This is a genomic window from Variovorax sp. AC103, from assembly GCF_979254005.1.
Window position 1 is genome coordinate 205,739 of sequence record NZ_CEEDFC010000002.1, and the last position, 24,289, is coordinate 230,027.

The window sequence follows — 24,289 nt, forward strand, 5'->3', positions numbered from 1 at the left end:
GCGTCGTTCAATGGATTGCTGCGGCCACGATGATGCAGATGCCCAGGCTCATCGCGGCGACGACCAGTCCGAGCGCCACGTTCTGCTTCTCGACGATCTCGGCCCACAGGTCATAGGGCGTGATCTTGTCGATGATCAGGAAGCACAGCCAGAAGATGATCACGCCGATCAGCGCGTACACGAGCGATCCGAGGACCACGCCCGGTTTCAGCCATTCAAATCCCATGGGGACCTCCAGTCGTAGTAATAAGAAACATCGCGTGCATCTTCGCCGTCATTTGTGGCCGCCGCCACTCGAATAGCCGCCGTACGAGCCGCCCGAACTGCGCGAGCCACCGGACGATCCGCCGCTGCAGGTGCTCAGGATGATCAGCAGGATGATGATCACCACGATGATGAGGATGATGGTGCCGCAGCCCATGCCCGAGGCGGCGCTCACGGGCAGCGCGTCGGCGCGCTTGAACATGTCCTTCTTCGCGTCGAGCTTGAAGGCGGTGGCCACCACGCCGCTGTCGAGCTTGATGCCCGACGACCACGTGAGCTCGTTGGCCGAGCGCTCCATCGACAGCAGCGCGGGGCCGTTGGCGAAGTCGCGGTTGAAGGTTTTCTGCCCGCGCTCGACCTGCCAGTAGAACTCGCCCGCCACGTAGGTGGTCTCGGCGTTGTAGGCGTACTGCTGCTGGTAGCGCTTGTTGAGGTAGGTGGCGGTGCTGCCGTTCTCGGCCATCACCGGCGCGCCGGTGGTCGGCTTGACCAGGCTCCAGCCGTCCTCGGCGTCCACCAGGAAGCTGAAGCCGCGCTTCTTGTTGTAGAGCAGGTACTCGTCCCAGCCGAACATCTCGTCGTCGCCGGGCTCGGTGCCCATGCGGTGCTGGAAACCGACCACCTGCCACTGCGCGCCCTGCAGCTGGCCCATGGTGCCCAGCGCGATGAGCGGGCGCACGGGCTCGTCCTGCGTGGCGTGCTTCAGCTCGCCGCCGATGCCTTGCGACAGGTCGATGATGCTGTTGCACGAGCGGCAGGTGATGCTCTTGCTGTCGGCCAGGTTGACGGTGACGGGCGAGCCGCAGTTGGGGCAGCTGAAGCTGCGGCCCGTCTCGTTCTTGGCGGAGTCCTCGCGCAGGCCGGTGAGTTGCAGGTCTTCGAGCTGCACCGAGCGGCCCAGCGAGGCCGCGGGCGGCGCGGTGCCGTAGTCCAGGCTGAGCACCAGCCCCTTGTCGTTGCGCAGCTCGACCATCGCGAACGGCTTGCCGAGCTCGGGCAGGTGCGGCAGCTCGCCCTGCGCGGAGGTCAGCGCCACCTGCTCGTTGGAGGTGACGGTGTAGCTCTGGCCGGCGAAGGCGGTGGTGGCGCCCACGCGCAGTTCGTTCCAGGGCGGCGCGGTGCGCTGGATGTCGAAGGGCAGCGCGAACACGTAGGCGCCGTTGTCCTCGCTGAGCACGCCGGTGCGCTCGCCGTCGAGCGCGGCGATCCACTCGGTCCAGCGACCGCCGGGGTAGGTGTACTGCAGCCGGCCGATCAGCGTGAACGGCTTGTCCTGGATGCGGCCGGCGGCGAACAGCTGCAGCGGGCTGAAGTCGTCGAACAGCTCGGCCATCTTGCCGGTGCGCGCGAGCGTGTCGCCCTGGCGCACGACGGTGCTCTGGCAGTAGGGACAGACCGCGTGCGTCGACTGCGCCGAGCGGAATTCGACCGGCGCGCCGCAGCCGGGGCAGGGCGCGCGGTAGTAGCGTTGGTTGCCGGTTTCCTCAGCCATGGCGCGCGGCTGAAGATGCGACGAACGAAGCGGGAGATACCGCGGTACCGGCTACGCCGGGCCGCAGGTATCGCCCCCTGCAAGGGGGAAGGAGTAGCGACACGAAGTGCGCGAAGCCTGGGGGTTAGACCAGCTTCTTGAGCAGCTCGACCTTCTTGGCGTCGAACTCTTCCTGCGTGAGGATGCCCTTGGTCTTGAGTTCGCCGAGCTTCTCGAGCGTGGTCATCACGTCGCTCGCGCTCACCACGGCCACGGCGGGCTGCTGCTGCGTGGCTGCGGCCTGGGCGGCCGCATTCGGGCTCAGGCCCTGCGCGAGGTTCTGCGCCAGCACCTGGCCGAGCGCCACGCCGGCGCCCAGGCCCATCGCGTCGCCGGCAATGCCGCCGCCATTGGCAGCGCCTTCGGCGAACTTGGGGATGGCCTGCGCCGTCTGGTACTGCATGAACTTGCCCATGTCGTTGCCGACCATGCCCATGCCGATCTTCTGGTCCAGGATCTTCTGCAGCTCTTCGGGCAGCGAGACGTTCTGCACCGTGATGTTCTCGAGCTTGATACCGATCTTCTCGAACTCGGGCACCAGCTGCGCGGCGAGCGCCTGCGCAAACTGGATCTGGTTGGCCGCGAGATCGAGGAAAGGCACGCCGCTGGACGCGATGGCGTTGCTGATGTTCTGCAGCACCAGGCCGCGCAGCTGGCCGTCGAGGTCGGCCACGCTGTAGATGTCGCGCGTGCCGGAGATTTCGGTGTGGAACAGCTTGGCATCGCCGATGCGGAAGCTGTAGTTGCCGAAGGCGCGCAGGCGCACGGCGCCGAAGTCCTTGTCGCGGATCGTGATCGGCTGGGGCGTGCCCCACTTCTGGTCGACCTGCTGGCGCGTGCTGAAGAAGTAGACGTCGCTCTTGAAGGGGGACTCGAAGAGCTTGTCCCAGTTCTTCAGGTACGTGAGCACGGGCAGCGTCTGCGTCGTGAGCTTGTACATGCCGGGGCCGAACACGTCGGCCACCTTGCCTTCGTTGACGAACACCGCCACCTGCGACTCGCGAACGGTGAGCGAGGCGCCGTTCTGGATTTCCATCTCCGCCATCGGGAAACGCCAGGCCAGCGTGCCATCGCCGGTCTCCGTCCACTGGATGATGTCGATGAACTGTTTCTTGATGAAATCCATCAGCGCCATGGTCGCTCCTCTTCAGGTTTTTTCAGGTTTTGTCCGAGCCGTGCATATTGCCACAGCGACTTGACGGCGCAACCCGTGCATTTGGTCATGTGCGCCCCCGGCCATGCGGCGTATGGCCTCTGCCAAGGCCTTGCGAAGCGAGGTCTACAATCGGCGCCCCCAGAAGAAGCGCCACCAGGAGCTACAGGCACATGTCCGATTCGACCCCCTCGACCTCATCGACTCCCACGCCCGAAGACAAACGCGCCGAGCTGCGCCGTGCCGCCCTCGAGTACCACGAGTTCCCCGTTCCCGGCAAGATCGCCATCGCGGCGACCAAGCAGATGGTCAACCAGCGCGACCTGTCGCTGGCCTACTCGCCCGGCGTGGCTGCGCCCTGCGAGGAAATCGTCAAGGACCCGGCCAACGCCTTCAAGTACACCTCGCGCGGCAATCTGGTCGGTGTGATCAGCAACGGCACCGCGGTGCTCGGCCTGGGCGACATCGGCCCGCTGGCCTCCAAGCCGGTCATGGAAGGCAAGGGCGTCCTGTTCAAGAAGTTCGCCGGTGTCGACGTGTTCGACATCGAGATCGACGAGAAGGACCCGGTCAAGCTGGTCGAGATCATCGCCGCGCTGGAGCCCACCTTCGGCGCCATCAACCTGGAAGACATCAAGGCCCCGGACTGCTTCTACGTGGAGCGCGAACTGCGCAAGCGCATGAAGATCCCGGTGTTCCACGACGACCAGCACGGCACGGCCATCACCGTGGCGGCCGCCATGGTCAACGGCCTGAAGGTGGCCGGCAAGAACATCGCCGAGGTCAAGCTGGTCACCTCGGGCGCCGGTGCCGCAGCACTGGCGTGCCTGAACCTGCTGCTCAAGGTCGGCCTGAAGCGCGAGAACGTGTTCGTCACCGACCTGGCCGGCGTGGTCTATGAAGGCCGCGAAGAGCTGATGGACGACGACAAGCGCCAGTACATGCAGAAGACCGACATGCGCAAGCTGTCGGAGGTGATCGTCGGTGCCGACGTGTTCCTGGGCCTGTCGGCCGGCGGCGTGCTGAAGGCCGAGATGGTGGCGAAGATGGCGGCCAAGCCGGTGATCTTCGCGCTGGCCAACCCGAACCCCGAGATCGCGCCCGAGGACGCCCATGCGGTGCGCGACGACGTGATCATGGCCACCGGGCGCACCGACTATCCGAACCAGGTCAACAACGTCCTGTGCTTCCCGTACATCTTCCGCGGCGCGCTCGACTCGGGTGCGACCACGATCACCGACGAGATGGAAATCGCCGCGGTGCACGCCATTGCCGACCTGGCCCAGGCCGAGCAGAGCGAGCGCGTGGCCGCTGCCTACGTCGGCGAAAAGCTGTCCTTCGGCCCCGAATACCTGATTCCGAAGCCCTTCGACCCGCGCCTGATGATGAAGATCGCGCCGGCCGTGGCGCAGGCCGCCGCCGACAGCGGCGTGGCGACGCGCCCGATCAAGGACATGGACGCCTACCGCGACCGCCTGCAGAGCTTCGTCTACGCCTCGGGCACGACCATGAAGCCGATCTTCGACGCGGCCAAGCGCTCGCCGAAGAAGCGCGTGGCGTACAGCGAGGGCGAGGAAGAGCGCGTGCTGCGCGCCGCGCAGATCGTGGTCGACGAAGGCCTGGCCCGCCCGACGCTGATCGGACGTCCGGCCATCATTGCCCAGCGCATCGAGAAGTTCGGCCTGCGGCTGAAGGAAGAGCTGGACTACGACATCGTCAACGTCGAGCAGGACCACCGCTACCGCGACTTCTGGCAGACGTACCACCGCATGACGGAGCGCAAGGGCATCACCGCCCAGGTCGCGAAGATCGAGATGCGCCGCCGCCTCACGCTGATCGGCGCGATGCTGCTGCACAAGGACGAGGTGGACGGCATGATCTGCGGCACCTGGGGCACCACGCTGATCCACCTGCACTACATCGACCAGGTGATCGGCAAGCGCCCGGGCGGCTGCGCCAGCACACCGCAGGACGTGCCGGTGTACGCCTGCATGAACGGCCTGCTGCTGCCCGACCGCCAGGTGTTCCTGGTCGACACGCACGTCAACTACGACCCCTCCCCCGAGGAGCTGGCCGAGATCACGACCATGGCGGCCGAGGAAATGATGCGTTTCGGCCTGAAGCCGAAGGCGGCGCTGCTGTCGCATTCCAACTTCGGCACCAGCAACGAGCCCAGCGCCATCAAGATGCGCAAGACGCTCGACCTGCTGCGCGTGCAGGCACCGTGGCTCGAGGTGGACGGCGAAATGCACGGCGACGTGGCGCTGGACAGCAAGCAGCGCGCAATCGTCATGCCGCACAGCGCGCTGGCCGGTGACGCCAACCTGTTGGTTTTTCCGAACATCGACGCGGCCAATATTTCGTACAACCTGCTCAAGACGGCAGCCGGCGGCAACATCGCGATCGGCCCGGTTCTGCTCGGCGCGGCCAAACCTGTGCACATTCTCACGGCCAGTGCGACTGTTCGGCGCATCGTGAACATGACAGCCTTGACAGTGGCTGACGCAAACGCCGAAAGATAGGCGCTTTGGCGAGAGTGGTCGCCAACTTAAAACACCACTTACCCCCTTGGCGACTGCTCAAACTTTGGGCAGTCGCTTGCTATTTTCGCCAGCGTGGTGCACACTCGCGGGCTTGAATTTGCGGGTTAACCCCGAGGTTGGACGCCGATTCAAACCCCCCGCTCTTTTCTTGTGGTGCCCCATGGCGGCTTACGCCTCGATCACGTCCTCTGTCACCAAATTTGCGCTTACCGGCCTGATGCTGGCGGCGCTGACGACCGGGGCCGAGGCCCGCGGATGGTTCGGCGCCGGAAAAACGTCCACCGAGGGAACGATCGCCCTGTCCGAATTGCCGGTGCAGGGCCAGCGAACCTACCAGTCCATCCTCAACGGTGGACCTTTCCGGTACGACAAGGACGGCACGGTTTTCGGCAATCGCGAGCGTCTTTTACCGCCGGCACGGCGTGGCCACTACCGCGAGTACACGGTGACAACACCTGGCTCGCGCAATCGTGGTGCACAACGAATCGTTTGCGGCGGTGAACAGCGCACCACACCCGAGGCCTGCTGGTACACAGCGGACCACTATGCAAGTTTCAGACGGATTGCGCCATGAGCGATGACAACGACCTGGGTGCCGCCCCGAAGCGCCCCGAAGAAATGATGATGACTATGGAAAGACCAGCGGAGATGACCTTATCCCTTCGTGCCGTACGCCCGAACATCGTGCAATCGATCCGCGCGTTCCGCGTGAACGACCTGCAGGACGCTGCCAACGCAGCCGGCCAGCACTTCCTGTACGCCAACCTGGGCAACGCCCAGACCAAGCAGGACGTGCTCGACCTGATCGCGCAGCAATTCACGTTCCCGGCCCACTTCGGGAAGAACTTCGACGCGCTGTACGACTGCATGACGGACCCGTTGCATAAATCGGGCCCGCAGCCAGGTTTCGTCATCGTGCTGGAGCAGATTCCGGCCAATGCCAAGTTCGACAAGGAAGCACGCGAGCAACTGCTCGACATCTTCCGCGACGCCTCGGACTACTGGGGCGACCGCAAGGTCCCGTTCCGGTGCTTCTATTCTTTTCTGTAGCCCGTTCTGCATCTACCAGCCAAGCAGAACGGGCGAACGAGGCTCAGCCCAAAGCTGAAACCCTCGATGGCATCGAAGTGAACACCACCGCAGCATCAGCCACCGCCAGCACCGAGCCGGCCGGCGAAAAAATGCCGACCGACAAGCTCGTCGACGTGTCGCCGCTGGCGCTGCGCATGAGCAGCCCGTTCAACGCGGGTTACTGGCTCGCCGCCGCTTGAATCGGTTCGAGCATCAGCGCCTGGGCTTTCCCCGGCGCACATAAAAAAGCCCGTCTGTGACGGGCTTTTTTCATGGGGCCACGGTCTGCGCCAGGGCCACATATTCGTGCACGGGCACTTCCTCCGCCCGGCGCTGGGTGTCGAACTCGCCAGTGAAGCCATGCTCCTGCAGCCACTTGCCCAGCGTGTGCCGCATGATCTTGCGCCGCTGGCTGAAAGCCACCTGCACGATTTCGCCCAGGCGCTTCGCATCGACGAGCGGCGGCTGCGCCAGCGGCACCATGCGCACCACGGCGCTGTCCACGCGCGGCGGCGGCTCGAAGCTCTCGGGCGGCACGAACAGCACGTTGGCCATGTCGTAGCGCCACTGCAGCATCACGCTCAGGCGGCTGTAGTCCGACGTGGCGGGCTTGGCCACCATGCGGTCGATCACTTCCTTCTGCAGCATGAAATGCTGGTCGGCCACCAAATGGGCAGAGCCCAGCAGGTGGAACAGGATGGGCGTGGAAATGTTGTAGGGCAGGTTGCCCACCACGCGCAGCGGCTTGGCCGGAAAGCGGCCCGCGAGTTCGGCGAAGTCGACCTTGAGCACGTCGGACTCGATCACGTCGAGCTGCGCATGCTCGCGCAGTCGCTTGGCGAGGTCACGATCCAGCTCGATCACGGTGAGCCGGCCGAGCCGCTCGACCAGCGGTTGCGTGAGCGCCGCGAGCCCCGGGCCGATCTCGACCATGGCGTCGCCGGGCTGCGGTGCGATCTCCCGCACGATCGCATCGATGATCCCGCCGTCGGACAGGAAATGCTGTCCGAACCGCTTCCTGGCGATGTGTGCCATCAGTGAATCAGGACTGCGGGGGTTCGCGGTATTCGACGTAGGCCCGGGCGCGCACTTCCTGCACCCAGGTGTTGAAGGCTTCCTCGATGCGCTGCTCGCGCAGCGCCGCCCGCGCGGCTTCGCGCTGCTCGGACTGGCTCAGCTTGGCCTCGCGGCGGCCGACCACCTGGATCAGGTGCACGCCGAAGCGCGACACCACGGGGTCGCTGATCTGGCCCGGCGTGAGGCGGTCCATCGCTTCCTCGAACTCGGGCACGAACTGGCCCGGGCGCGACCAGCCGAGGTCGCCGCCGGCCTTGGCGCTCGCGTCCTGCGAGTTGTCGCGAGCCAGGGCCGCGAAGTCGGCCGTGCCGGCCTGCAAGCGGCGCTTGAACTCCGCCAGCTGCGCGACCGCCTGGGCCGTGGTGCGCTTGGGATCGCTCAGCAACAGGATATGTCGCACCTGCGTTTGGGTGACGGTGGCGTCGCTCGAACCGACCTGGGCCTTGGCCACCACCTTCAGCACGTGGAAACCGGCGCTGGAGCGCACGGGTCCGGCAATGCCGTTCACCGGCGTCGACTGCGTGGCCTCGACGAACAGCGACGGGTAGCGGTCGGCGCTGCGCATGCCGATGGCGCCGCCGTTGGCGCGGTCGGGCGAATCGGAGTTGTCCTGCACCAGCTTGGCGAAGTCTTCGCCGGCGCGGGCGCGCTGGGCGAGGCCCTGGGCCTTCTGCTGCGCGGTGGCGATCTGCGCGTCGGTCGCGTTTTCCGGCACGGCGACCAGGATCTGCGCCAGGTTGAGGTTCTCCAGCGCGGCGTTCTTGACGGACACGTTGCGCTGGTCGCGCAGGTACTCGTCGGCCTCGGAGTCGCTGATCTTGACCTTCGACTCGACCTCGCGGTCGCGCAGGCGCGTGAGCAGCAGCTGGTCGCGCAGGTCGTTGCGGAACTCCTGCTGCGCAATGCCTTCGGCGGCCACGCGGCGGCGCAATTCGACCAGGCTGATCTCGTTCTGGCGCGCCACGGTCTGTTCGGCCTGGTCGATCGCCACCTCGTCGACCTTGATGCCGTTTTCCTTGGCGAGCTGGAGCTGCGCGCGCTCTGTGATCAGGCGCTCGAGCACGAGGCGCGTGAGTTCGTTGCGCGGCACGCGCTGCGCATCGGGGTTTTCCTTCAGCAGGCGCTCCACGCGGACCAGCACCTCGGTGTTGGTGATGGGCTCGGAGTTGACCAGCGCGACGATGAATTCCGCCGAGCGCTGCACCGGCGCCGCCGGAGGCGTGGCGGGCGTGGGGCGTGCCGCCGGTGGGCCCAGCCGCGGGCCGGCGCGCATGATGTCCGTGATGCCGCCGCCGGAGCGAAAGCCCTGGGCGCCCGCGGTTGCAGCCATGGCTGCAAGGCAGCCGAGGGTGATGATGGAACGGATGTTTTTCATGGCTAGCTCGGTCAGTCGACTCAGTCGTAATTGGTGAAGCGGCTCGGCGCCTCGCCCGGTTGGCGCAGGGGTTCGTAGCGCTGGATGTTCTGCCGCAGGGCCTGCATCGGGCTGGAGCCGATGCTGGAGAACCCGACGAATTCGAGCTGGAACATGATGCGGGTGTTCGCCGTCACCAGGCCCGTGGTGGTGCGCTGCAGCACCACGCGCCCGATCCAGCAGCAGCCGTCGTACTCGAAGCCGAGCACGCCGTCGGTGAGCTTCTTGTCCTGCAGGCTGTAGTTGAGGCGGCCCACAGCGTACCAGCGTCCGCCGCCCTGGCCCTTGCCCGGACCGAGGTTCTTGCCCTTGTCGCCCCACAGGTCGTTGAGGGGCCATTGCCAGCCCACGTCGAACGACTTGCTGCCGTCGGTGGCGGTCGGGGTGGTGGGCGCCTGGTAGCGGAAGGCCGCGCTCAGGTTGTGGTACGGCTCGGGGTTGTAACGGGCACTGATGGCCGAACGCTCCGAGCGGCGGGTGTCGGGATTGTACTGGACCACCGTGTCCAGGCTCCACTTGGGCGTCCAGTTGATCTGCGCGCCCACCAGCAGGTCGCTTGCGCGGTCGGTGACCGGCGTGCCGCCGGGCAGCGTGACCTTCTGGTCGCTGAAGCGCAGGCGCTGCGCGATGCCGAAACGCGCCGCCTCGACACCGGTGGCCGGGTCGATCAGGCGCGAGGTCACGCCGAGCGTGAGCGCATTGGTGTCCGAGACGCGGTCGCCGCCCGAGAACGCGTTCTCGGTGTAGATGGTCGCGAAGCTGAAGTCGTTGGCGGCCGAATCGTAGTTCGGCAGCATGCTCTGGTTTCGGTACGGCGTGTACACGTAGTACGCGCGCGGCTCCAGCGTCTGGCGGAAGGCGCGGCCGAAGTAGCTCGCATCGCGCTCGAAGATCAGGCCGCTGTCGAGGCTGAAGGTCGGCACCGTCCGGTTGCTGGAGGTCGGGAAGAAATACAGCGAGTTCGGGTTGTAGGGAATCCCGCCGACGTACTGCGTGCCGTTGATCGTGAGCTTCGGAATGTCAGCCTGCGGCACGTAGTAGCTGTACGACGCCGCGTTCACCATCACCTTGGGGATGACGAACGAGCTGGGCGTGATGAACGGCCGGCTGATCGAGGCGATGGCGGAGGCCCGGTCGCCGTCGGGCTGCGACTGCTGGCTGACGTCGAAGCCGGGCTGGCCGCTCAGGATCGTGTTGACCCGGAAGCGCGTGTAGTCCAGGTTGAGCGACACGTCGAAGCCGTGCCAGTCGTACTTGTTGTAGTTGGCCGTGATCTGCGGCATGCGGTCGTACGACGGCACGATCGGCGACAGGTTGTACTGCAGGTTCTGGTACTTGAGCGTGCGGATCGCGCCGCTCCAGTCGTCCTTGGCCCAGCTGAGCGACGCGTCGTTCGGCAGCTGGCGCTGCGCGAGCGACGGCGTGCGCGTGAAGTCACGCCAGTAGTCGTTGTCGCTCACGCGGTTGATCGCGATGTTGGCCGACAGCGAGTCCAGGCCGAACGCCTTGGCGTCGAAGTCCTGGTGGTGATTGAGCCAGAGGCCCCAGCGCCTGGTGCTGTTGGGCGGGGCGGTCAGGTCCTTGGCCTGGATCTCTCCGTTCGCCAGCTGCTGCAGCTGGCTCGCGCGCAGCTCGTTGTAGCGCTGGCCCACGAGGCGGTCGCTGCCCATCAGGTCGAGCCGGGCCGTGCCGTTGTAGCCCTTCTCGAGGTAGCGGAACTCGTTGCTGAGGTTGAGCCCGCGCTTGCTCATGAGCGTGGGCGTGATCGTGGCGTCGCGGTTCGGGGCGATGTTCCAGTAATACGGCTGCGCGATCTCGATGCCGTTGTTGCTGTCGATGCCCACGGTCGGCGGCAGCAGGCCGCTCTTGCGATCGTTCGACAGCGGGAAACTCACACTCGGAATGGGCGGCGTGGAGATGCCCATGAAGCTCAGGCGCGCATTGGTGGCCACGCCCTCGTTTTCCTCGGTGTCGGTCGTTATGGTGGTTGCGGTCAGCAGCCATGCCGGCATCCAACCGGGAAAGTCCTCGCGGCGGCAGGTGGTGTAGGTGGCCTGGCGGGCCACCGACACGTTGGCGTCGACGAAGTCGATGCGTTGTGCCTCACCGTGCGCCTCGTTCGCCAGGAACTGGTAGCGCACGTTGTTGAAGAAGCCCTCGAAGGTCTCCAGCTTGAGCTGCAGCTCCGGGCCTTCGTACACGTTGCCGCCCTGGTTGACCCGCACGTTGCCGGTGGCCTTGGCCAGGTCGTCGGGCTGGTAGTACTCGAGCCGGTCGGCGGTGATGGAGACCGGGCCGCGGCGCAGCGTGGCATTGCCTTCAACCACGGTATCGAGGTCGGGGCGACCGGACATGCGGTCGCCGGTGACCAGGCTGGGCAACTGGCCGCGCTCGGCGGGCGGCACGACCTCGGTCAGCAGCGGCGTGCGCTTCAGCGTGAGCGGTCCGTCGACATTGGCCGCGGTCTGCGCGGACGCGCCGTGCACATGCATGAGGGCCAGCGACAGCACAGCCAGCGGCAGAGGCGGGCTTGAGCGCCGCAGGGTCACGCGTCGGCTCATCAAGCCTCCCGCCCGGCCGTTCCGAGGAAAGCCGGCGACTCCCCCGGGGAGAGCAGCGAGCGCGCAAGGTGCCCAGCGTGAGGGCTTTGGGTCGTAGGCATCGGTTCGGAACGAAAGATCGTCGGGGAGACGGCGCGGCAGGCCGGCGGGTTGCAGGGGCCGGCGGCGACCCCGGCCCGGCCGGAAGCCGGCCACGGGGGGTTGCCGCGCCAGGCGGATTTGTAGAATCGATTATCCATGACAGCACCCTTGCCCCCCGCCTCTTTGGCCCCGAGCCCCGCCGAGACCATTCTCTGGACCGATCCGCAGCGTGCCGAGGCGTTCCAGGCCTGGCTGGCCGGCATCGCACCCGCCCAGCGGCTGCTGCCCGACACGGTGCGCCTCGCCTCGGCGGACGCGAGTTTTCGCCGCTATTTCCGCGTCGACACCACGGACCCGGTCGCCCCCACGCGCATCGTGATGGACGCGCCGCCGGACAAGGAAAACAGCGACCCCTTCGTCCAGGTGGCGCGGTTGATGTCCGAGGCCGGCGTGCTCGCCCCGACGGTGCTCGAGTGGGACCGGCTCCAGGGCTTTTTGCTGCTCGACGACCTGGGCCGCCAGACCATGTTGGACGTGCTCGACCCGGCCCGGCCCGATGCCAGCCGCCCGCTGTACGACCAGGCGATCGACGCGCTGATCAAGTGGCAGCTGTCTTCCAAGCCGGGCGTGCTGCCGCCCTATGACCGGGCGCTGCTCGAGCGCGAACTGGCGCTGTTCCCCGAGTGGTACATCGGCCGCCACCGCGGCGTGGCCATCGAGGGCAAGCTGAAAGAGCGCCTGGAACGCAGCTTCAAGTTGATCGTCGACAGCAACCTGGCCTCGCCCAGCGTGTACGTGCACCGCGACTTCATGCCGCGCAACCTGATGGTGAGTGCCGCCCCCACGCTCGGCGCTGACGTGTCCTCGCTGCCCCCCGAGGGAGCGCTCGGCGTGCTCGACTTCCAGGACGCGGTCTACGGTCCCATCACCTACGACATCGCCAGCCTGATGCGCGATGCCTTCCTGAGCTGGGACGAGGAGTTCGTGCTCGACATCACCATCCGCTACTGGACCGCCGCGCGCAAGGCCGGCCTGCCGGTGGACGAGGACTTCGGCGCCTTCTACCGCGCGGTCGAATGGATGGGCCTGCAGCGCCACCTGAAGGTGGCCGGCATCTTCGCGCGCCTCACGCTGCGCGACGGCAAGCCCAGGTACCTGGCCGACACGCCGCGCTTCATCGCCTACATCCGCGCCACCGCCAGCCGCTACATGGAGCTCACGCCGCTGGTGCGGGTGATCGACGAGGTCGAAGGCACCTCGGCTCTCACCGGCTTTGCCTATGGCCGCGTCTGACGCCCGTCAGATGGACCTGTGCCGCTACTGATTTCATAGCATGCCGCGTTTTCACTGTTCCGTGCCGCTGACCGCCGGCACCAGCCTGGCGCTGCCGTCCGGCGCCGCACGCCACGTGCAGGTGCTGCGCATGCAGCCCGGCGACGCGCTCACCCTGTTCGACGGCGCGGGCGGCGAGTACGCGGCCACGGTCGAGCGCATGGGCCGCAGCGACGTTTCGGTCTTGGTCGGCACCCACCAGCCGGTGGAGCGCGAGGCGCCGCGCGCCGTGCACCTCGCGGTCGGCATGCCGGCCAACGAGCGCATGGACTGGCTGGTCGAGAAGGCCACCGAACTCGGCGTCGCGAGCATCCAGCCGCTGGCCACCGCGCACGGCGTGCTGCGTCTCTCAGGCGAACGGGCCGAGAAGAAGCGGGCGCACTGGGAGGCCATTGCCGTCGCCTCCTGCGAACAATGCGGGCGCAACCGCGTGCCGATGATCCATCCGGTGCAGTCCTTTGGGGGCTGGATCGATGCCCAACCGCCCCAACCGGCCCAACCGGCGGAATTGGCCGCCGTGCGCCTCGTGCTGAGCCTGGCCGACGGCACCCGCGCCGTGCACGCGCTGCAAGTGCCGCAAGACCGCGGCGCGCTCGTGCTGAGCGGGCCCGAAGGCGGCCTCAGTGGCAGCGAGGAACAGCAGGCCATCGCCCGCGGCTTCGCGCCGGTCACCCTCGGCGCACGCGTGCTGCGCGCCGAAACGGCGGCGCTGGCCGCGCTGGTGTCGCTCGCCGGGCTCTGATCCCTGCGCGGCAAGTGCCGGACAAAGGTCGAGCAAGCTTCGAACAGAGGGCGAAAGGTGGGTGTTTTCCGCCACGCGCGCGTGGAGCAGTTGGGAAACAATCGTTACCTTATTAAGACAAAAGAAGGACTTTTGCCCCATGTCCCGCCTGCCTGGCGCGCTGCGCCTCGCCCCGCTCGTTCTTGCCGCGCTGTGCGCGGCCCAAGGCGCCAGCGCCCAGCACCCGGCCGTCGCCCCGGCGCCGGCGCAAGTGAGCCCCGAGGTCGACAAGGCCTACACCCAGCTGATGGCGTCCCCTGCCATCCAGAAGCTGCTCGACGCCGTCAAGGCCGACCATGAACGCTCGGTCGAAGACCTGAAGATGCTCACCGAGATCGAGGCGCCCCCCTTCAAGGAGCACAAACGCGCAGAGGCTTTCCTCGCGCGCATGAAGGCGCTGGGCCTGAGCCACGCGAAGATCGACGCCGAAGGCAACGTGGTCGGGCTGCGCAAGGGCATCGGCGGCGGACCGAAGCTGCTCGTTTCCGCCCACCTCGACACGGTGTTCCCCGCCGGCACCGACGTGAAGGTGAAGGAGCGCGACGGCCGGTTGTATGCGCCGGGCATCGGCGACGACACGCGCGGCCTCGCCGTGCTGCTGTCCTGGCTCAAGGTGCTGAACGAGCACAAGGTGCAGACCGTGGGCGACCTGATGTTCGTCGCCAACGTCGGCGAGGAAGAGCTGGGCAACCTGCGCGGCATGAAGGCGATCTTTCGCGACCACCTCGACATCGACGGCATGGTGGGACTGGAGCCGTCCCCGCCGGGCGCCGTGCTGGTGCTGGGCACCGCGAGCCACCGCTACGAGGTCACGTTCCAGGGCCCGGGCGGCCACAGCTTCGGCGCCTTCGGCCAGGTGCCCAGCGCCATCCACGGCATGGGCCGCGCGATTGCAAAGATCGCCGACGTGCGCACGCCGAGCTTTCCCAAGACCACCTTCACCGTCGGCACGGTCGGCGGCGGCACCTCGGTCAACACCATCGCACCCGACGCGCGCATGGCCATCGACATCCGCTCGGACGACATGGGCGCGCTGCTCGAGACGGAAAAGAAGATCCTCGCCGCCGTCGACGAGGCCGTGGCCGAGGAAAACAGGCGCTGGAACGTGAACACGCTGAGCGCCAGCACCAGGCTCATCGGGGACCGGCCCGGCGGCCGCACGCCGCCGGACTCGGTGATCGTCGAGGCCGCGACGCGCTCGAACGCGGCCTTCGGCCACAAGACGATGCTGCGCGGCGGCAGCACCGACGCCAACGTGCCGATCTCGCTGGGCATTCCCGCGATCATCGTCGGCGGCGGCGGCAAGGGCTCGGGATTCCATTCGCTCGCCGAGTCCATCGACGTGACAGACGCCTGGAAAGGCGCGCAGAATTCCCTGGTGACGGTGCTCGGGTTGGTGGGTGTGCAAGGGGTGAGCCCTGCATTGCTGCCCAAACGCGTGGCGCGTACCAAGTAATTTGTCACGTTGCCCGTTCGAAAGTGGCCATGCCACTTTCGATTCAAGGTCCGCGGCATTTAACAATGTTGTCGGTTCTGTCACACACCAAGGAAACGGCCATGGGATTGCTCGATTCGGTACTCGGTCAAGTGCTGGGAGGCGCCGCACAACAGCAGCAGCCGCAAGGCGGAGGCCTCGGCGGGCTGGGCGATCTCGGTGGCCTGGCCGGCGCGCTGGGTGGCCTGCTCGCGAACAATGGCGCACAAGGCGGTCTGGGAGGACTGGTCTCGAAGTTCGAGCAGGCCGGCATGGGCAACGTCATCAACTCGTGGATCGGCAAGGGAGAAAACCAGGCGGTCTCGGGCGACCAGCTGCAGAACGCACTGGGCGGCGACACCATTGCCGCCATCGCGTCCAAGCTGGGCATCAATGCACAGACGCTGCTGCCGATGCTTGCGACCATGCTGCCGGCGCTCATCGACCAGCTCACGCCGCACGGCAAGGTGCCGGAGCAGGGCCTGGGCAACCATGAAGACCTGCTGGGTTCGCTCAGCGGCCTGCTGCAAGGCAGGCAGTCCTGAGCGACGGCGGCCTCTTTCCCTCATTCCGGCGCCCGCGAGGGCGCTTTTTTTTGGCCTGCCCCCGTGGCCGACAATGCCGCTCGCATCAGTTCGAGGGAGCATGGCATGGCGGTCGGTGGCAAATCGAAAGAGGAAAAGGCGGCACAGGGCCTGCAGGCACAGCCCGACGGCAGCGTGCGCTGGACCAAAGGCATGCGCGAATCGCTCGCGCGGTTCAACGACCGGGCCTGCGGCCACTGCGGCGGCTTGCTGTCCACCGAGCGCAGCCTGGACGACAGCCTCGACTTCTATCGCCGGCACCGCGCCAGCTTCTACCCGCCCCGCGCCGCGCGGCTGCGCATGCTCGAGATGCACGGCGCTGCGGCCGCCGAGCCGTTCTTCGAGCCCTCGCCGCACAAGGAGGCCGTGACCGACCTGCTGGCCATCCACGACGCGGCGGTCGTGCGCTTCTTCGTGACGCAGGTCAAGCAGATCGATTGCAAGTCCGCGCTGGCCAAGCAGGCCGCGCGCTGGCCGCTGTTCGTGCTGCGCGCGCTGCTGTCGGCGAACCCGTCACGCCACCAGGCCGGCGCCGCGCTCGTGCTGGAGCTGCTGGCCGCCAACCCCGACTGGCAGGCGGCACTGGAAGCGTCGTGCGACGACAGCCAGCGCAAGACGCTCGCGCGCCTGCAGGAAGACGGCTCCGACGGCGTGACCGACGCCGCCCCCCACGCGTGGCCCGCGCTGCTGCGCCATCCACCGTGGAAGAACCGGCAGGCGCTCCCCGTCGTTCCCACGCTGGCGCTGCAGCCGCTGCCCGCCACCGCCGCGCTCCACTGGAACACGCTGCCCCCGCCGCAGTACCAGCAAGCCACGGGCGAGGCGTCCGACTGGCTGGCGCAGGAGGTGCGCGCCTTGCGCGCGCGCTCCGACGAGCAGGCCAGGGATTTCGCTCGCCAGCAGCCCGAGGCGCCCGCGGCCATCCGCAACGGCGACCCCGTGCGCAAGGCGCTGTGGATGTTCGGCGTACGGCCGGAACGCATCGACGACATCGCCGAGGGCCGCGCGGTGCAACCGGACGACTTCGGCGACATGCCCGGCAGCGCCTGGGCCACGGCCGACTACATCTGGCAGCTGCCGCCGCAGCTGGCCATGGCGGTGTTCACGCACGGGCCGGCGCAGATGCACGCGCTGAGCGACGCGGGCCGCATCCGTCCGGTCCTTCATCACTTCGGCGTCGCCGCGCTGCCGGCGTTGCCGCACTACCTGCGGCACGGCGCGCGCGCCATGTTCGAGCTGGCGTCGGCCATCGAGTGGGACCCGCTGGCGGGCTGGATCGCCAAGGGCCTGCATACCAACCGCTGGGTGCGGCGCGAGGCTGGCGAATGGCTGGCCCGCTATCCCGACGCGGCCGCGCGCGGGCTCGTTCCCGCGGCATTGGGCGAACCCGGCCCCGCGCATGAAGCCGCCCAGGCCGCGCTACGCTGGCTGCACGCGGCCGGCCATGCCGACGCCGTGCGCCGCCAGGCCGCTGCCTACGGCGCCGAGGCCGCCGACGCGGTGGCGACGCTGCTGGCCATCGCACCCGAAGACCTGCTGCCCGACGAGTTGCCCGTGCTGCCCAAGACCCTGCCGCTCGCGGCGCTGCCCCGGCTGATCCTGAAGGGCAGCGGCCACGCGCTGCCGCAGGCCTGCGTGCCGGACGTGCTGATGGCCATGATGCTCGGCCGCCCCGACGCCCCCTACCCGGGGCTGCCAGCGCTGCTGGACACGCTGGCGCCCGACGCCCTTGCACGCTTCGGCCGTGCGCTGCTGGCCTGGTGGATCGGCAACGGCCGCCCCAGCAAGGAGCGCTGGATGTTCGCGCTGCAGGGCCGCCTGGGCGACGATGAAACGGCCCGCCAGCTCTACGGCCTGCTGCGCCAGTGGCGCGCCGCGCTCGACCGCGTGCGCGCCTACGACGCCATGGCCATGCTCGGCGACATCGGCAGCGACGCCGCCCTGATGCACCTGGCCGAGCTCGCGCGCCAGACCCGCTACGACGACCTGCGCACCCGTGCCGACCGCATGCTGGGCGAGGTCGCCGAGCAGCGCGGCCTGAGCCTCGACCAGCTGGCCGACCGCACCGTGCCCGACCTGGGCCTGGACGCGCGCGCGCGGCTCACGCTCGACTTCGGCCCGCGCACGTTCGAAGTGCGCATGGACGACCACTTCCAGCCCGTGGTGCACGACGCCCGAGGCAAGGTGCTCAAGACGCTGCCCAAGCCCGGCGCGAACGACGAGCCCGGCAAGGCCGCCACCGCGAGCACGCAGCTGAAAGACCTGCGCAAGCTGGCCAAGACCGTCGCCACCACGCAGGTCAAGCGGCTCGAAGCCGCCATGTGCGCGCAGCGCCGTTGGGGCGCCGACGAGTTTTTGCCCTTCTTCGCGAACCACCCGGTGTTGCGCGTGTTCTGCCGGCCGCTGGTGTGGGGCCTGTTCGATGCGTCGAACCGGCTCGAAGGCAGCTTCCGCGTGAGCGCCGAAGGCGAGCTGACCGACCTGCAGGACGACCCGGTTGCGCTGCCGGACACCGCACGCATCGGCCTGCCGCACCCGCTGGAGATGGCCGCGCTCGACACGGCGCTGGCCCCCGCCTGGGCCGCGGTGCTGGCCGACTACGAAATCATGCAGCCCTTCGAGCAGCTGACGCGCCAGACCTTCGTGCGCGACGACGCGCTGCGCACGCGCCGCGATCTCCCGCACTGGGCCGGCCGGCAGGTGTCGAACGCCGGCCTGATGGGGCTGGAGGCGCGCGGATGGCTGCGCGAGGTGGGCGAGGGCGGCATGGTCGACAGCTTCAACAAGGCACTGCCCGGCGGGCGGCGCCTCTGCGTGCAGCTGGAAGAAGGCTGGTTCGTGCAGGACACCCCCGACGGCAAGGCGCTGCAGACGGTGCGCGCGGTGGCGCTGGACGGCACGCAAGGCTCGCTGGGCGACCTGTCGCCGATCGCCTTCAGCGAGATCGAGCGCGACCTGCAGCGCGTGATGCGGGACGCCCCATGAACCGCGACCCCCGGCTGCCCGGCGTCGGCCCGGGGGTTGCTGAAGGGCGCGTTCAGGCGGGCGGAAGGCGCGCGTCGAGCCAGTGCTGCAGGGCCGCGAAGACCGGCTCGGCGTCGAGCTCGTTGAAGATCTCGTGGTACAGCGCATCGAAGCCGTGCGCCTCGACCATGCCGCTGGGCGCGGCCGCAGCCGCAAAGGCGCGGCTTGCGCCGGGCCGCACGAGGTGGTCGTCGCCCGCGTAGAGCAGCAGCGTCGGCACGGGCCAGGTCGCAGCGCGCTGCTGCACCGCCCGGCCTTCGGTCGCAAGGAAGCGCGCCAGGCGGCTGCCGATGCGGTCGTGCGTGAGCGGATCGTCGCGGTAGGCCTGCACCACGGCCGCATCGTGCGAGAGGTAGTTGTCGTCCAGGCCGTTGCCCACGCGCAGGTTCGGCGCAATGCGCGGCAGCACCGCCAGCAGCGCCTTCTGCATGCCGCTCAGGCCCGGGTCGAGCCCCGGCGAAGACAGCACCAGGCCGTCGACCGGCCGCACGTCGCGTGCCACGAGGCTCGCCGCGACCAGCCCGCCCAGGCTGTGCCCCAGCAACACCAGCGGCACGCCGGGGTTCAGGCGGCGCGCGTCGTCGACCACCAGCGCCAGGTCGTCGACCAGGCGCAGTTCGCTCGGCAGGCCGCCGCGCGCACCGGTCGATTCGCCGTGCCCGTGGTGGTCGTGCGCCCATACGGCAAAGCCCCATTCGTGCAGGCATTCCGCCACCGCGTGGTAGCGGCCCGCGTGCTCGCCAAGCCCATGGACCACCACGATGACGGCACGCGCCGGGCCGGGTGCCGGCAACCGGCGCAGCGCCAGCGTGTCGCCGTCCGGGGCGGACAGCGACACGCGTTGCGGCAAGGGCAGCGGCTCGCTCAAGCGGCGACGGGCTCCGACGCGGCGGCGCGGTGCGCCACCGGCAGGGCCGCGATCACCTCGGCCACGGCGGCCGTCAGCTTCTTGGCATAGGGCACGTGCAGGAACTCGTTCGGGCCGTGCGCATTGCTCTTGGGACCGAGCACGCCGCAGACCATCATCTGCGCCTTCGGGAACCCGGCGCTGAGCATGTTCATGAGCGGGATCGTGCCGCCCTGGCCGATGTAGCCGCAAGAGGCGCCGAAGTGCGCCTGCGAGGCCTTGTTGAGCGCCTGCTCGAACCACGGCGTGATGGTCGGGGCATTCCAGCCGGTGGCGCCGCCGCCGCTTTCGAAGGTGACGCGGGCCTGGTAGGGCGCGTTGTCTTCCAGCAGCGCCTTGAGCTTTTGCACCGTCTCGGCCGCGTCGACCAGCGGGGGCAGGCGCAGCGACAGCTTGAAGGCGGTGTACGGGCGCAGCACGTTGCCCGCGTCCTTCAGCGCCGGAAAGCCTTCGGCGCCGGTCACCGACAGCGTGGGCTTCCAGGTGCGGTTGAGCAGCGCCTCCACCGGGTCGGTGGTGGTGGGCAGCGCGAACATGGTCGAGCCGCCGCAGTCGTAGTGCGCCCACGGAAAGCGCTTGTAGACCTCTTCGCCGAGGATGGCCGCGGTGGCCTTGGCCTGCGCCAGGCGGTCCGCGGGCACCTCGCAGTGGAAGCTCGCGGGCAGCAGGCGGCCGGTGGCGCTGTCTTCGAGGCGGTCGAGCACCTGTCGCATGATGCGAAAGCTCGAGGGCACCAGGCCCGAGGCGTCGCCCGAGTGAATGCCTTCGGTCAGCACCTCCACCTTCAGCGTGCCGCTGGCCATGCCGCGCAGCGAGGTGGTGAGCCACAGCTGGTCGTAGTTGCCGGCGCCCGAGTCGAGGCAGATCACCAGCTCGACGTTGCCCAGGCGCGCGCGCAGCGCATCCACGTAAGGCAGCAGGTCGTAGGAGCCGCTTTCCTCGCAGGTCTCGATGATGCCGACGATGCGCGGATGCGCCGCGCCCTGTGCCTTCAGTGCCTGCAGCGCGGCCACGCTGGCGTACACCGCATAGCCGTCGTCGGCGCCGCCGCGGCCGTAGAGCAGGCCGTTTTCGTACTTGGGCGTCCAGGGGCCGAGGTCGTTGCGCCAGCCGGTGAACTCGGGTTGCTTGTCGAGGTGGCCGTACATCAGCACGGTCTCGCCCATGTCGGTGCCGGTGGCCGGCACTTCGAAGAACAGCACCGGGGTGCGGCCGTCGAGGCGCACGATTTCCAGCTTCAGGCCTTCGACCTTCTGCGCCTCGACCCAGGCCGCGGCGTTGCGCAGCACGGTCTCCAGGTAGCCGTTGGCCGACCAGTCCTTGTCGAAGCCGGGCGACTTGGCCGGAATGGCGATGTAGTCGGTGAGTTGCTTGACGATGTCGCCGTCCCATTGGGCGGTGACGTCAGACAGGGCGCGCGCGGCGTCGAGCGTGCCGGCGGGCATTTCGCGGTGCAGGGGAGCGTTCATCGGGGTTCTCCGCGGGAGGGGAAAAATTTGCATTTTGCGCCTTGAAGCGACCGCGCGTAGAGTGCGGGCGATCTCAACGCTGGAGGCGACGTGAGCAAGCCAAACATCAAGGTGGGCATCGGCGGCTGGACCTACGAGCCGTGGCGCGACAACTTCTACCCCAAGGGGCTCGCGCAATCGAAGGAACTGAACTACGCGAGCCGCCAGCTCAGCGCCATCGAGGTCAACGGCACCTACTACAGCACCTTCAAGCCCGAGACTTTCCGCAAGTGGCACGACGACACGCCGGCCGACTTCATGTTCTCGCTCAAGGCCTCGCGTTTCGCGACCAACCGCAAGCTGCTGTCGGGTGCGGGGGAGTCGATCAAGCGCTTCATCGACAGCGGCGTGACCGAGCTGGGCGACAAGCTGGGGCCGATCGTGTGGCAGTTCATGCCGACCAAGCCCTTCGAGGCGGAAGACTTCGAGGCGTTTCTGTCCATGCTGCCGAAGAAGGAAGGCAGCCGCACGCTGCGCCACGTGATGGACGTGCGGCACGAGAGCTTCATCGTGCCCGCCTACAAGGCGCTCGCGAAGAAGCACAAGGTGTCGACGGTGTTCACCGACGCCGACAAGTTTCCGTCCTTCGAGGAGCCCGAAGGCGACGTGGCCTATGCACGGCTCATGATGGCCGACGCCAAGCTCAAGACGGGCTACGGGCCGAAGGCGCTCGACACCTGGGCCGAGCGTGCACAGGGCTGGGCCGCATCGCCAAAAAAGCGCGACGTGTTCGTCTACTTCATCAACGGCGCCAAAGAAAAAGCACCGGCCGCGGCCGGTGCCTTGCTGGAGCGCCTGGGGTGGACGCCGCCGGGAGCCTGATGAGGCCCCCGCGGCGCACGGACACTACGCCTTGGTGCCGAAGCTGATTTCGCCGGACAGCTGGCCGCCTTCTTCGATGACGATCTTGCCGTAGCGGATCTTGCCGGTGACCTTGCCGGTCGAATGGATCACGAGCTTTTCGCGCACGGTGAGGTTGCCGTCGAACACACCGCGGATCTCGGCGATGTCGATTTCGGCGGAGCCCTTGAATTCGCCCTGTTCGGCGATCTGCATCAGGCGCGAGTCCATCGTGGCTTCGACCAGGCCTTCGACCACGAGCGTGTCGCAATCGGTGATCTCCACGCCCTTGAGCTTGATGTTCGGGCCGACGGTGAGCTTGCTGCCGCCTTCCTTGGCGACGGGTGCAGCAGCTGCCGATGCTGCGTTCAGGCCGCCTTGCTGTGCGGTGAGCGACGAGGGATTGACGGGGGTACCCGAGAGATTGGTGCCTGCGCCGACCAGCGGTGCGGGGCGGGAAGTCAACGAGTCGGTGTCTCGGTCACGCTTGCCGAAGAAGGGGGACTGTGTAGCCAATGGGGAGCTCCTCTAGGAAAAGGACTATCGTAAGAACGCACTTGCGGCCTGCCGTACTTCATTGCGCAAGAGGCGTAACCGAGTAAGACGGTACACCCCGCCGACAATGGCTTTCCAGTAGACCCTAAACCACGGCAGATGACGACCCTTTCGAGCAGCACCGCCACCACCACCTCTTCGGATTCGGCCGCAGGCGACGAGCGTTTCGGCAAGCCCGAGCAGGGTTGGCGCCGCACGTTGTTCTCGGTGATCTTCGAGTCGGAGTCGCGGCTGGGCCGGCTGTTCGACCTGATCCTGATCGCGGTGATCGTGACCAGCGTGGGCGTGGTGATTCTCGACAGCGTGCAGGCCATCCATTTGCGCTTCGGCCACGTGTTCGGCGTGCTCGAATGGGTGTTCACCGCGCTCTTCACGCTCGAATACCTCGGGCGGCTGGCCTGCGTGAATCGGCCCGCGCGCTATGCGGGAAGCTTCTACGGCGTGATCGACCTGCTCGCGTTGCTGCCGACCTTCCTGGCCGTGCTCACGCCGGGCCTGGCCTACCTGATCGACGTGCGCATCCTGCGGCTGCTGCGCGTGTTCCGCATCTTCAAGCTGTCGCGCTACTCCGAGGAGTACCGCGCGCTGGTGTCGGCGGTGCATGCGAGCCGGCGAAAGATCACGGTGTTCGTCGGCTTCGTGATGCTGGTGGTGCTGGTGATGGGCACGCTGATGTACGTGGTCGAAGGACCGGTGCACGGCTTCACCAGCATTCCGGTGGCGATCTACTGGGCCATCTCGACGATGGCCACGGTGGGCTTCGGCGACCTCGTGCCCAAGACCGACCTGGGCCGCGCGATCGCCTCGGTGATGATGCTGCTGGGCTGGGGCGTGCTGGCCGTGCCCACCGGCATCGTGACCGCAGAGATGGCGCGGCGCGGACCCGGCGACGAGGCGGTGCCGCTGGCGCCGCGCGGCATTCTGGCGATGACGGCGCCGGTGTCCACGGCACCCGCGGCATCTGCGGTGCCGGCGAAGCGCGTCACGCCTTCGGCCAGACGGCGCGCCCTTGCGCAGCATCGCCGAGGCGGGCGATGAACGCATCGGCGTCGGGCTCGGGCAGCGAGAAGGCGAAGGCCACGTCGTCGCCGTGCGCCACACCGTCGAGCACCGCTCCGGCCGCGGCGAGCTCGCGACGCACCAAGCCTTCGAGCGCGTAGGGCACCGTGCAGCGCAGGCTGCGCTGGCGCACCAGCGGCACGAGCGCGGCGCCGAGCAGGGCCTGCGCGACCGCATCGGTGTAGGCCCGCACGAGGCCGCCCGCGCCCAGCTTCACACCGCCGAAATAGCGCACCACGGTGGCGAGCGCTCCTTCGATCTGCTGGTGGCGCAGCACCTCGAGCATCGGCCGGCCGGCGGTGCCGCCGGGCTCGCCGTCGTCGTTCGCGGCCGACTGTCCGCCGGCCATCAGGGCCCAGCACACATGCGCGGCAGCGGGGTGTTCTGCGCGCAGCGAAGCCACCACCGCCAACGCAGCCGCGCGGTCGGCGACCGGCTGCACGCAGCCGATGAAGCGGCTCTTCCTGATCAGCAACTCGCTGTGGACCGGCTCGGCAAGCGTGAAGCTCATCGTGCGCTGCGGGCGGGCT

21 protein-coding genes are annotated in these 24,289 nt (G+C 68.0%); 11 read left to right on the forward strand and 10 right to left on the reverse strand.

What is annotated here, in order from left to right; all coding sequences use genetic code 11:
• Positions 1 to 7: 7 nt before the first annotated feature.
• The 3 genes from AC0IYU_RS03610 to AC0IYU_RS03620 form a co-directional block, all read right to left on the reverse strand.
• Complete coding sequence (locus AC0IYU_RS03610; RefSeq protein ID WP_472113126.1) at positions 8 to 226, reverse strand: DUF350 domain-containing protein; 219 nt, start codon at positions 224 to 226, stop codon at positions 8 to 10.
• A 48-nt stretch (positions 227 to 274) separates the two neighbouring features.
• Complete coding sequence (locus AC0IYU_RS03615; protein ID WP_472113128.1) at positions 275 to 1,756, reverse strand: DUF4178 domain-containing protein; 1,482 nt, start codon at positions 1,754 to 1,756, stop codon at positions 275 to 277.
• Between the two features lie 124 nt (positions 1,757 to 1,880).
• The gene (locus AC0IYU_RS03620; RefSeq protein ID WP_472113131.1) at positions 1,881 to 2,930 is read right to left on the reverse strand and encodes an SPFH domain-containing protein; all 1,050 of its coding nucleotides are present in this window, start codon (positions 2,928 to 2,930) and stop codon (positions 1,881 to 1,883) included.
• Positions 2,931 to 3,121: 191 nt separating this feature from the next.
• On the opposite strand from AC0IYU_RS03620, the gene AC0IYU_RS03625 reads away from it, so the two are divergent.
• From AC0IYU_RS03625 to AC0IYU_RS03640, 4 genes are all read left to right on the forward strand, one after another.
• Positions 3,122 to 5,470, forward strand: a complete 2,349-nt coding sequence (locus AC0IYU_RS03625) for an NADP-dependent malic enzyme (protein WP_472113133.1) — start codon at positions 3,122 to 3,124, stop codon at positions 5,468 to 5,470.
• A gap of 181 nt (positions 5,471 to 5,651) precedes the next feature.
• Positions 5,652 to 6,065 carry a guanyl-specific ribonuclease gene (locus AC0IYU_RS03630; protein WP_472113136.1) on the forward strand — a complete coding sequence of 138 codons (414 nt, stop codon included), beginning with the start codon at positions 5,652 to 5,654 and terminating at the stop codon, positions 6,063 to 6,065.
• Between the two features lie 50 nt (positions 6,066 to 6,115).
• Positions 6,116 to 6,541, forward strand: a complete 426-nt coding sequence (locus AC0IYU_RS03635; protein ID WP_086011111.1) for a barstar family protein — start codon at positions 6,116 to 6,118, stop codon at positions 6,539 to 6,541.
• 77 nt (positions 6,542 to 6,618) lie between these two features.
• Complete coding sequence (locus tag AC0IYU_RS03640; protein WP_472113139.1) at positions 6,619 to 6,762, forward strand: hypothetical protein; 144 nt, start codon at positions 6,619 to 6,621, stop codon at positions 6,760 to 6,762.
• Positions 6,763 to 6,832: 70 nt separating this feature from the next.
• On the opposite strand, the gene rsmA is transcribed toward AC0IYU_RS03640, so the two are convergent.
• The 3 genes from rsmA to AC0IYU_RS03655 are packed head-to-tail and all read right to left on the reverse strand — an operon-like array spanning position 6,833 to position 11,614.
• The gene (gene rsmA / locus AC0IYU_RS03645; protein WP_472113142.1) at positions 6,833 to 7,597 is read right to left on the reverse strand and encodes a 16S rRNA (adenine(1518)-N(6)/adenine(1519)-N(6))-dimethyltransferase RsmA; all 765 of its coding nucleotides are present in this window, start codon (positions 7,595 to 7,597) and stop codon (positions 6,833 to 6,835) included.
• A 7-nt stretch (positions 7,598 to 7,604) separates the two neighbouring features.
• The gene (locus AC0IYU_RS03650) at positions 7,605 to 9,014 is read right to left on the reverse strand and encodes a peptidylprolyl isomerase (protein ID WP_472113145.1); all 1,410 of its coding nucleotides are present in this window, start codon (positions 9,012 to 9,014) and stop codon (positions 7,605 to 7,607) included.
• Positions 9,015 to 9,034: 20 nt separating this feature from the next.
• On the reverse strand, positions 9,035 to 11,614 hold the full coding sequence (locus AC0IYU_RS03655) for an LPS-assembly protein LptD (RefSeq protein ID WP_472113147.1): 2,580 nt from the start codon (positions 11,612 to 11,614) through the stop codon (positions 9,035 to 9,037).
• Positions 11,615 to 11,851: 237 nt separating this feature from the next.
• On the opposite strand from AC0IYU_RS03655, the gene AC0IYU_RS03660 reads away from it, so the two are divergent.
• The 5 genes from AC0IYU_RS03660 (at position 11,852) to AC0IYU_RS03680 (ending at position 18,851) form a co-directional block, all read left to right on the forward strand.
• Positions 11,852 to 12,988 (forward strand): aminoglycoside phosphotransferase family protein, encoded by a 1,137-nt coding sequence (locus AC0IYU_RS03660; RefSeq protein ID WP_472113150.1) that lies wholly within the window; start codon positions 11,852 to 11,854, stop codon positions 12,986 to 12,988.
• A 40-nt stretch (positions 12,989 to 13,028) separates the two neighbouring features.
• Positions 13,029 to 13,769, forward strand: coding sequence for a 16S rRNA (uracil(1498)-N(3))-methyltransferase (locus AC0IYU_RS03665; RefSeq protein ID WP_472113153.1), 741 nt, complete (start codon positions 13,029 to 13,031; stop codon positions 13,767 to 13,769).
• Positions 13,770 to 13,908: 139 nt separating this feature from the next.
• A complete protein-coding gene (locus AC0IYU_RS03670; protein ID WP_472113155.1) occupies positions 13,909 to 15,264 on the forward strand; it encodes a M20/M25/M40 family metallo-hydrolase in 1,356 nt (451 codons plus the stop codon).
• 101 nt (positions 15,265 to 15,365) lie between these two features.
• The gene (locus AC0IYU_RS03675; RefSeq protein ID WP_472113158.1) at positions 15,366 to 15,827 is read left to right on the forward strand and encodes a YidB family protein; all 462 of its coding nucleotides are present in this window, start codon (positions 15,366 to 15,368) and stop codon (positions 15,825 to 15,827) included.
• A gap of 105 nt (positions 15,828 to 15,932) precedes the next feature.
• The gene (locus tag AC0IYU_RS03680) at positions 15,933 to 18,851 is read left to right on the forward strand and encodes a DUF4132 domain-containing protein (RefSeq protein WP_472113161.1); all 2,919 of its coding nucleotides are present in this window, start codon (positions 15,933 to 15,935) and stop codon (positions 18,849 to 18,851) included.
• Between the two features lie 52 nt (positions 18,852 to 18,903).
• On the opposite strand, the gene AC0IYU_RS03685 is transcribed toward AC0IYU_RS03680, so the two are convergent.
• Both AC0IYU_RS03685 and AC0IYU_RS03690 read right to left on the reverse strand, forming a co-directional pair.
• The gene (locus AC0IYU_RS03685) at positions 18,904 to 19,758 is read right to left on the reverse strand and encodes an alpha/beta hydrolase (RefSeq protein ID WP_472113164.1); all 855 of its coding nucleotides are present in this window, start codon (positions 19,756 to 19,758) and stop codon (positions 18,904 to 18,906) included.
• Positions 19,755 to 21,266 (reverse strand): M20 family metallopeptidase, encoded by a 1,512-nt coding sequence (locus AC0IYU_RS03690; RefSeq protein ID WP_472113167.1) that lies wholly within the window; start codon positions 21,264 to 21,266, stop codon positions 19,755 to 19,757. The genes AC0IYU_RS03685 and AC0IYU_RS03690 overlap by 4 nt, the downstream gene beginning before the upstream one ends.
• 90 nt (positions 21,267 to 21,356) lie before the next feature.
• On the opposite strand from AC0IYU_RS03690, the gene AC0IYU_RS03695 reads away from it, so the two are divergent.
• Positions 21,357 to 22,127 carry a DUF72 domain-containing protein gene (locus AC0IYU_RS03695; protein ID WP_472113170.1) on the forward strand — a complete coding sequence of 257 codons (771 nt, stop codon included), beginning with the start codon at positions 21,357 to 21,359 and terminating at the stop codon, positions 22,125 to 22,127.
• 24 nt (positions 22,128 to 22,151) lie between these two features.
• Here the strand turns inward: AC0IYU_RS03695 and AC0IYU_RS03700 are convergent, their stop codons facing one another.
• Complete coding sequence (locus tag AC0IYU_RS03700; RefSeq protein WP_435439790.1) at positions 22,152 to 22,661, reverse strand: bactofilin family protein; 510 nt, start codon at positions 22,659 to 22,661, stop codon at positions 22,152 to 22,154.
• A 138-nt stretch (positions 22,662 to 22,799) separates the two neighbouring features.
• Between AC0IYU_RS03700 and AC0IYU_RS03705 the strand changes: the two genes are divergently transcribed.
• On the forward strand, positions 22,800 to 23,738 hold the full coding sequence (locus AC0IYU_RS03705) for an ion transporter (protein ID WP_472113173.1): 939 nt from the start codon (positions 22,800 to 22,802) through the stop codon (positions 23,736 to 23,738).
• Here the strand turns inward: AC0IYU_RS03705 and AC0IYU_RS03710 are convergent.
• The gene (locus AC0IYU_RS03710) at positions 23,683 to 24,270 is read right to left on the reverse strand and encodes an IMPACT family protein (RefSeq protein WP_472113176.1); all 588 of its coding nucleotides are present in this window, start codon (positions 24,268 to 24,270) and stop codon (positions 23,683 to 23,685) included. The genes AC0IYU_RS03705 and AC0IYU_RS03710 overlap by 56 nt on opposite strands.
• Positions 24,271 to 24,289 lie beyond the last annotated feature (19 nt).

Bases quoted from the DNA above. Each gene is read 5' to 3' on its own strand.
- AC0IYU_RS03610 (WP_472113126.1), bottom strand. From the start codon at position 226: ATGGGATTTGAATGGCTGAAACCGGGCGTGGTCCTCGGATCGCTCGTG.
- AC0IYU_RS03635 (WP_086011111.1), top strand. From the start codon at position 6,116: ATGACTATGGAAAGACCAGCGGAGATGACCTTATCCCTTCGTGCCGTA.
- AC0IYU_RS03660 (WP_472113150.1), top strand. From the start codon at position 11,852: ATGACAGCACCCTTGCCCCCCGCCTCTTTGGCCCCGAGCCCCGCCGAG.
- rsmA (WP_472113142.1), bottom strand. From the start codon at position 7,597: ATGGCACACATCGCCAGGAAGCGGTTCGGACAGCATTTCCTGTCCGAC.
- AC0IYU_RS03670 (WP_472113155.1), top strand. From the start codon at position 13,909: ATGTCCCGCCTGCCTGGCGCGCTGCGCCTCGCCCCGCTCGTTCTTGCC.
- AC0IYU_RS03665 (WP_472113153.1), top strand. From the start codon at position 13,029: ATGCCGCGTTTTCACTGTTCCGTGCCGCTGACCGCCGGCACCAGCCTG.
- AC0IYU_RS03650 (WP_472113145.1), bottom strand. From the start codon at position 9,014: ATGAAAAACATCCGTTCCATCATCACCCTCGGCTGCCTTGCAGCCATG.
- AC0IYU_RS03625 (WP_472113133.1), top strand. From the start codon at position 3,122: ATGTCCGATTCGACCCCCTCGACCTCATCGACTCCCACGCCCGAAGAC.
- AC0IYU_RS03620 (WP_472113131.1), bottom strand. From the start codon at position 2,930: ATGGCGCTGATGGATTTCATCAAGAAACAGTTCATCGACATCATCCAG.
- AC0IYU_RS03615 (WP_472113128.1), bottom strand. From the start codon at position 1,756: ATGGCTGAGGAAACCGGCAACCAACGCTACTACCGCGCGCCCTGCCCC.
- AC0IYU_RS03630 (WP_472113136.1), top strand. From the start codon at position 5,652: ATGGCGGCTTACGCCTCGATCACGTCCTCTGTCACCAAATTTGCGCTT.
- AC0IYU_RS03680 (WP_472113161.1), top strand. From the start codon at position 15,933: ATGGCGGTCGGTGGCAAATCGAAAGAGGAAAAGGCGGCACAGGGCCTG.
- AC0IYU_RS03710 (WP_472113176.1), bottom strand. From the start codon at position 24,270: ATGAGCTTCACGCTTGCCGAGCCGGTCCACAGCGAGTTGCTGATCAGG.
- AC0IYU_RS03655 (WP_472113147.1), bottom strand. From the start codon at position 11,614: ATGAGCCGACGCGTGACCCTGCGGCGCTCAAGCCCGCCTCTGCCGCTG.
- AC0IYU_RS03675 (WP_472113158.1), top strand. From the start codon at position 15,366: ATGGGATTGCTCGATTCGGTACTCGGTCAAGTGCTGGGAGGCGCCGCA.
- AC0IYU_RS03705 (WP_472113173.1), top strand. From the start codon at position 22,800: ATGACGACCCTTTCGAGCAGCACCGCCACCACCACCTCTTCGGATTCG.
- AC0IYU_RS03690 (WP_472113167.1), bottom strand. From the start codon at position 21,266: ATGAACGCTCCCCTGCACCGCGAAATGCCCGCCGGCACGCTCGACGCC.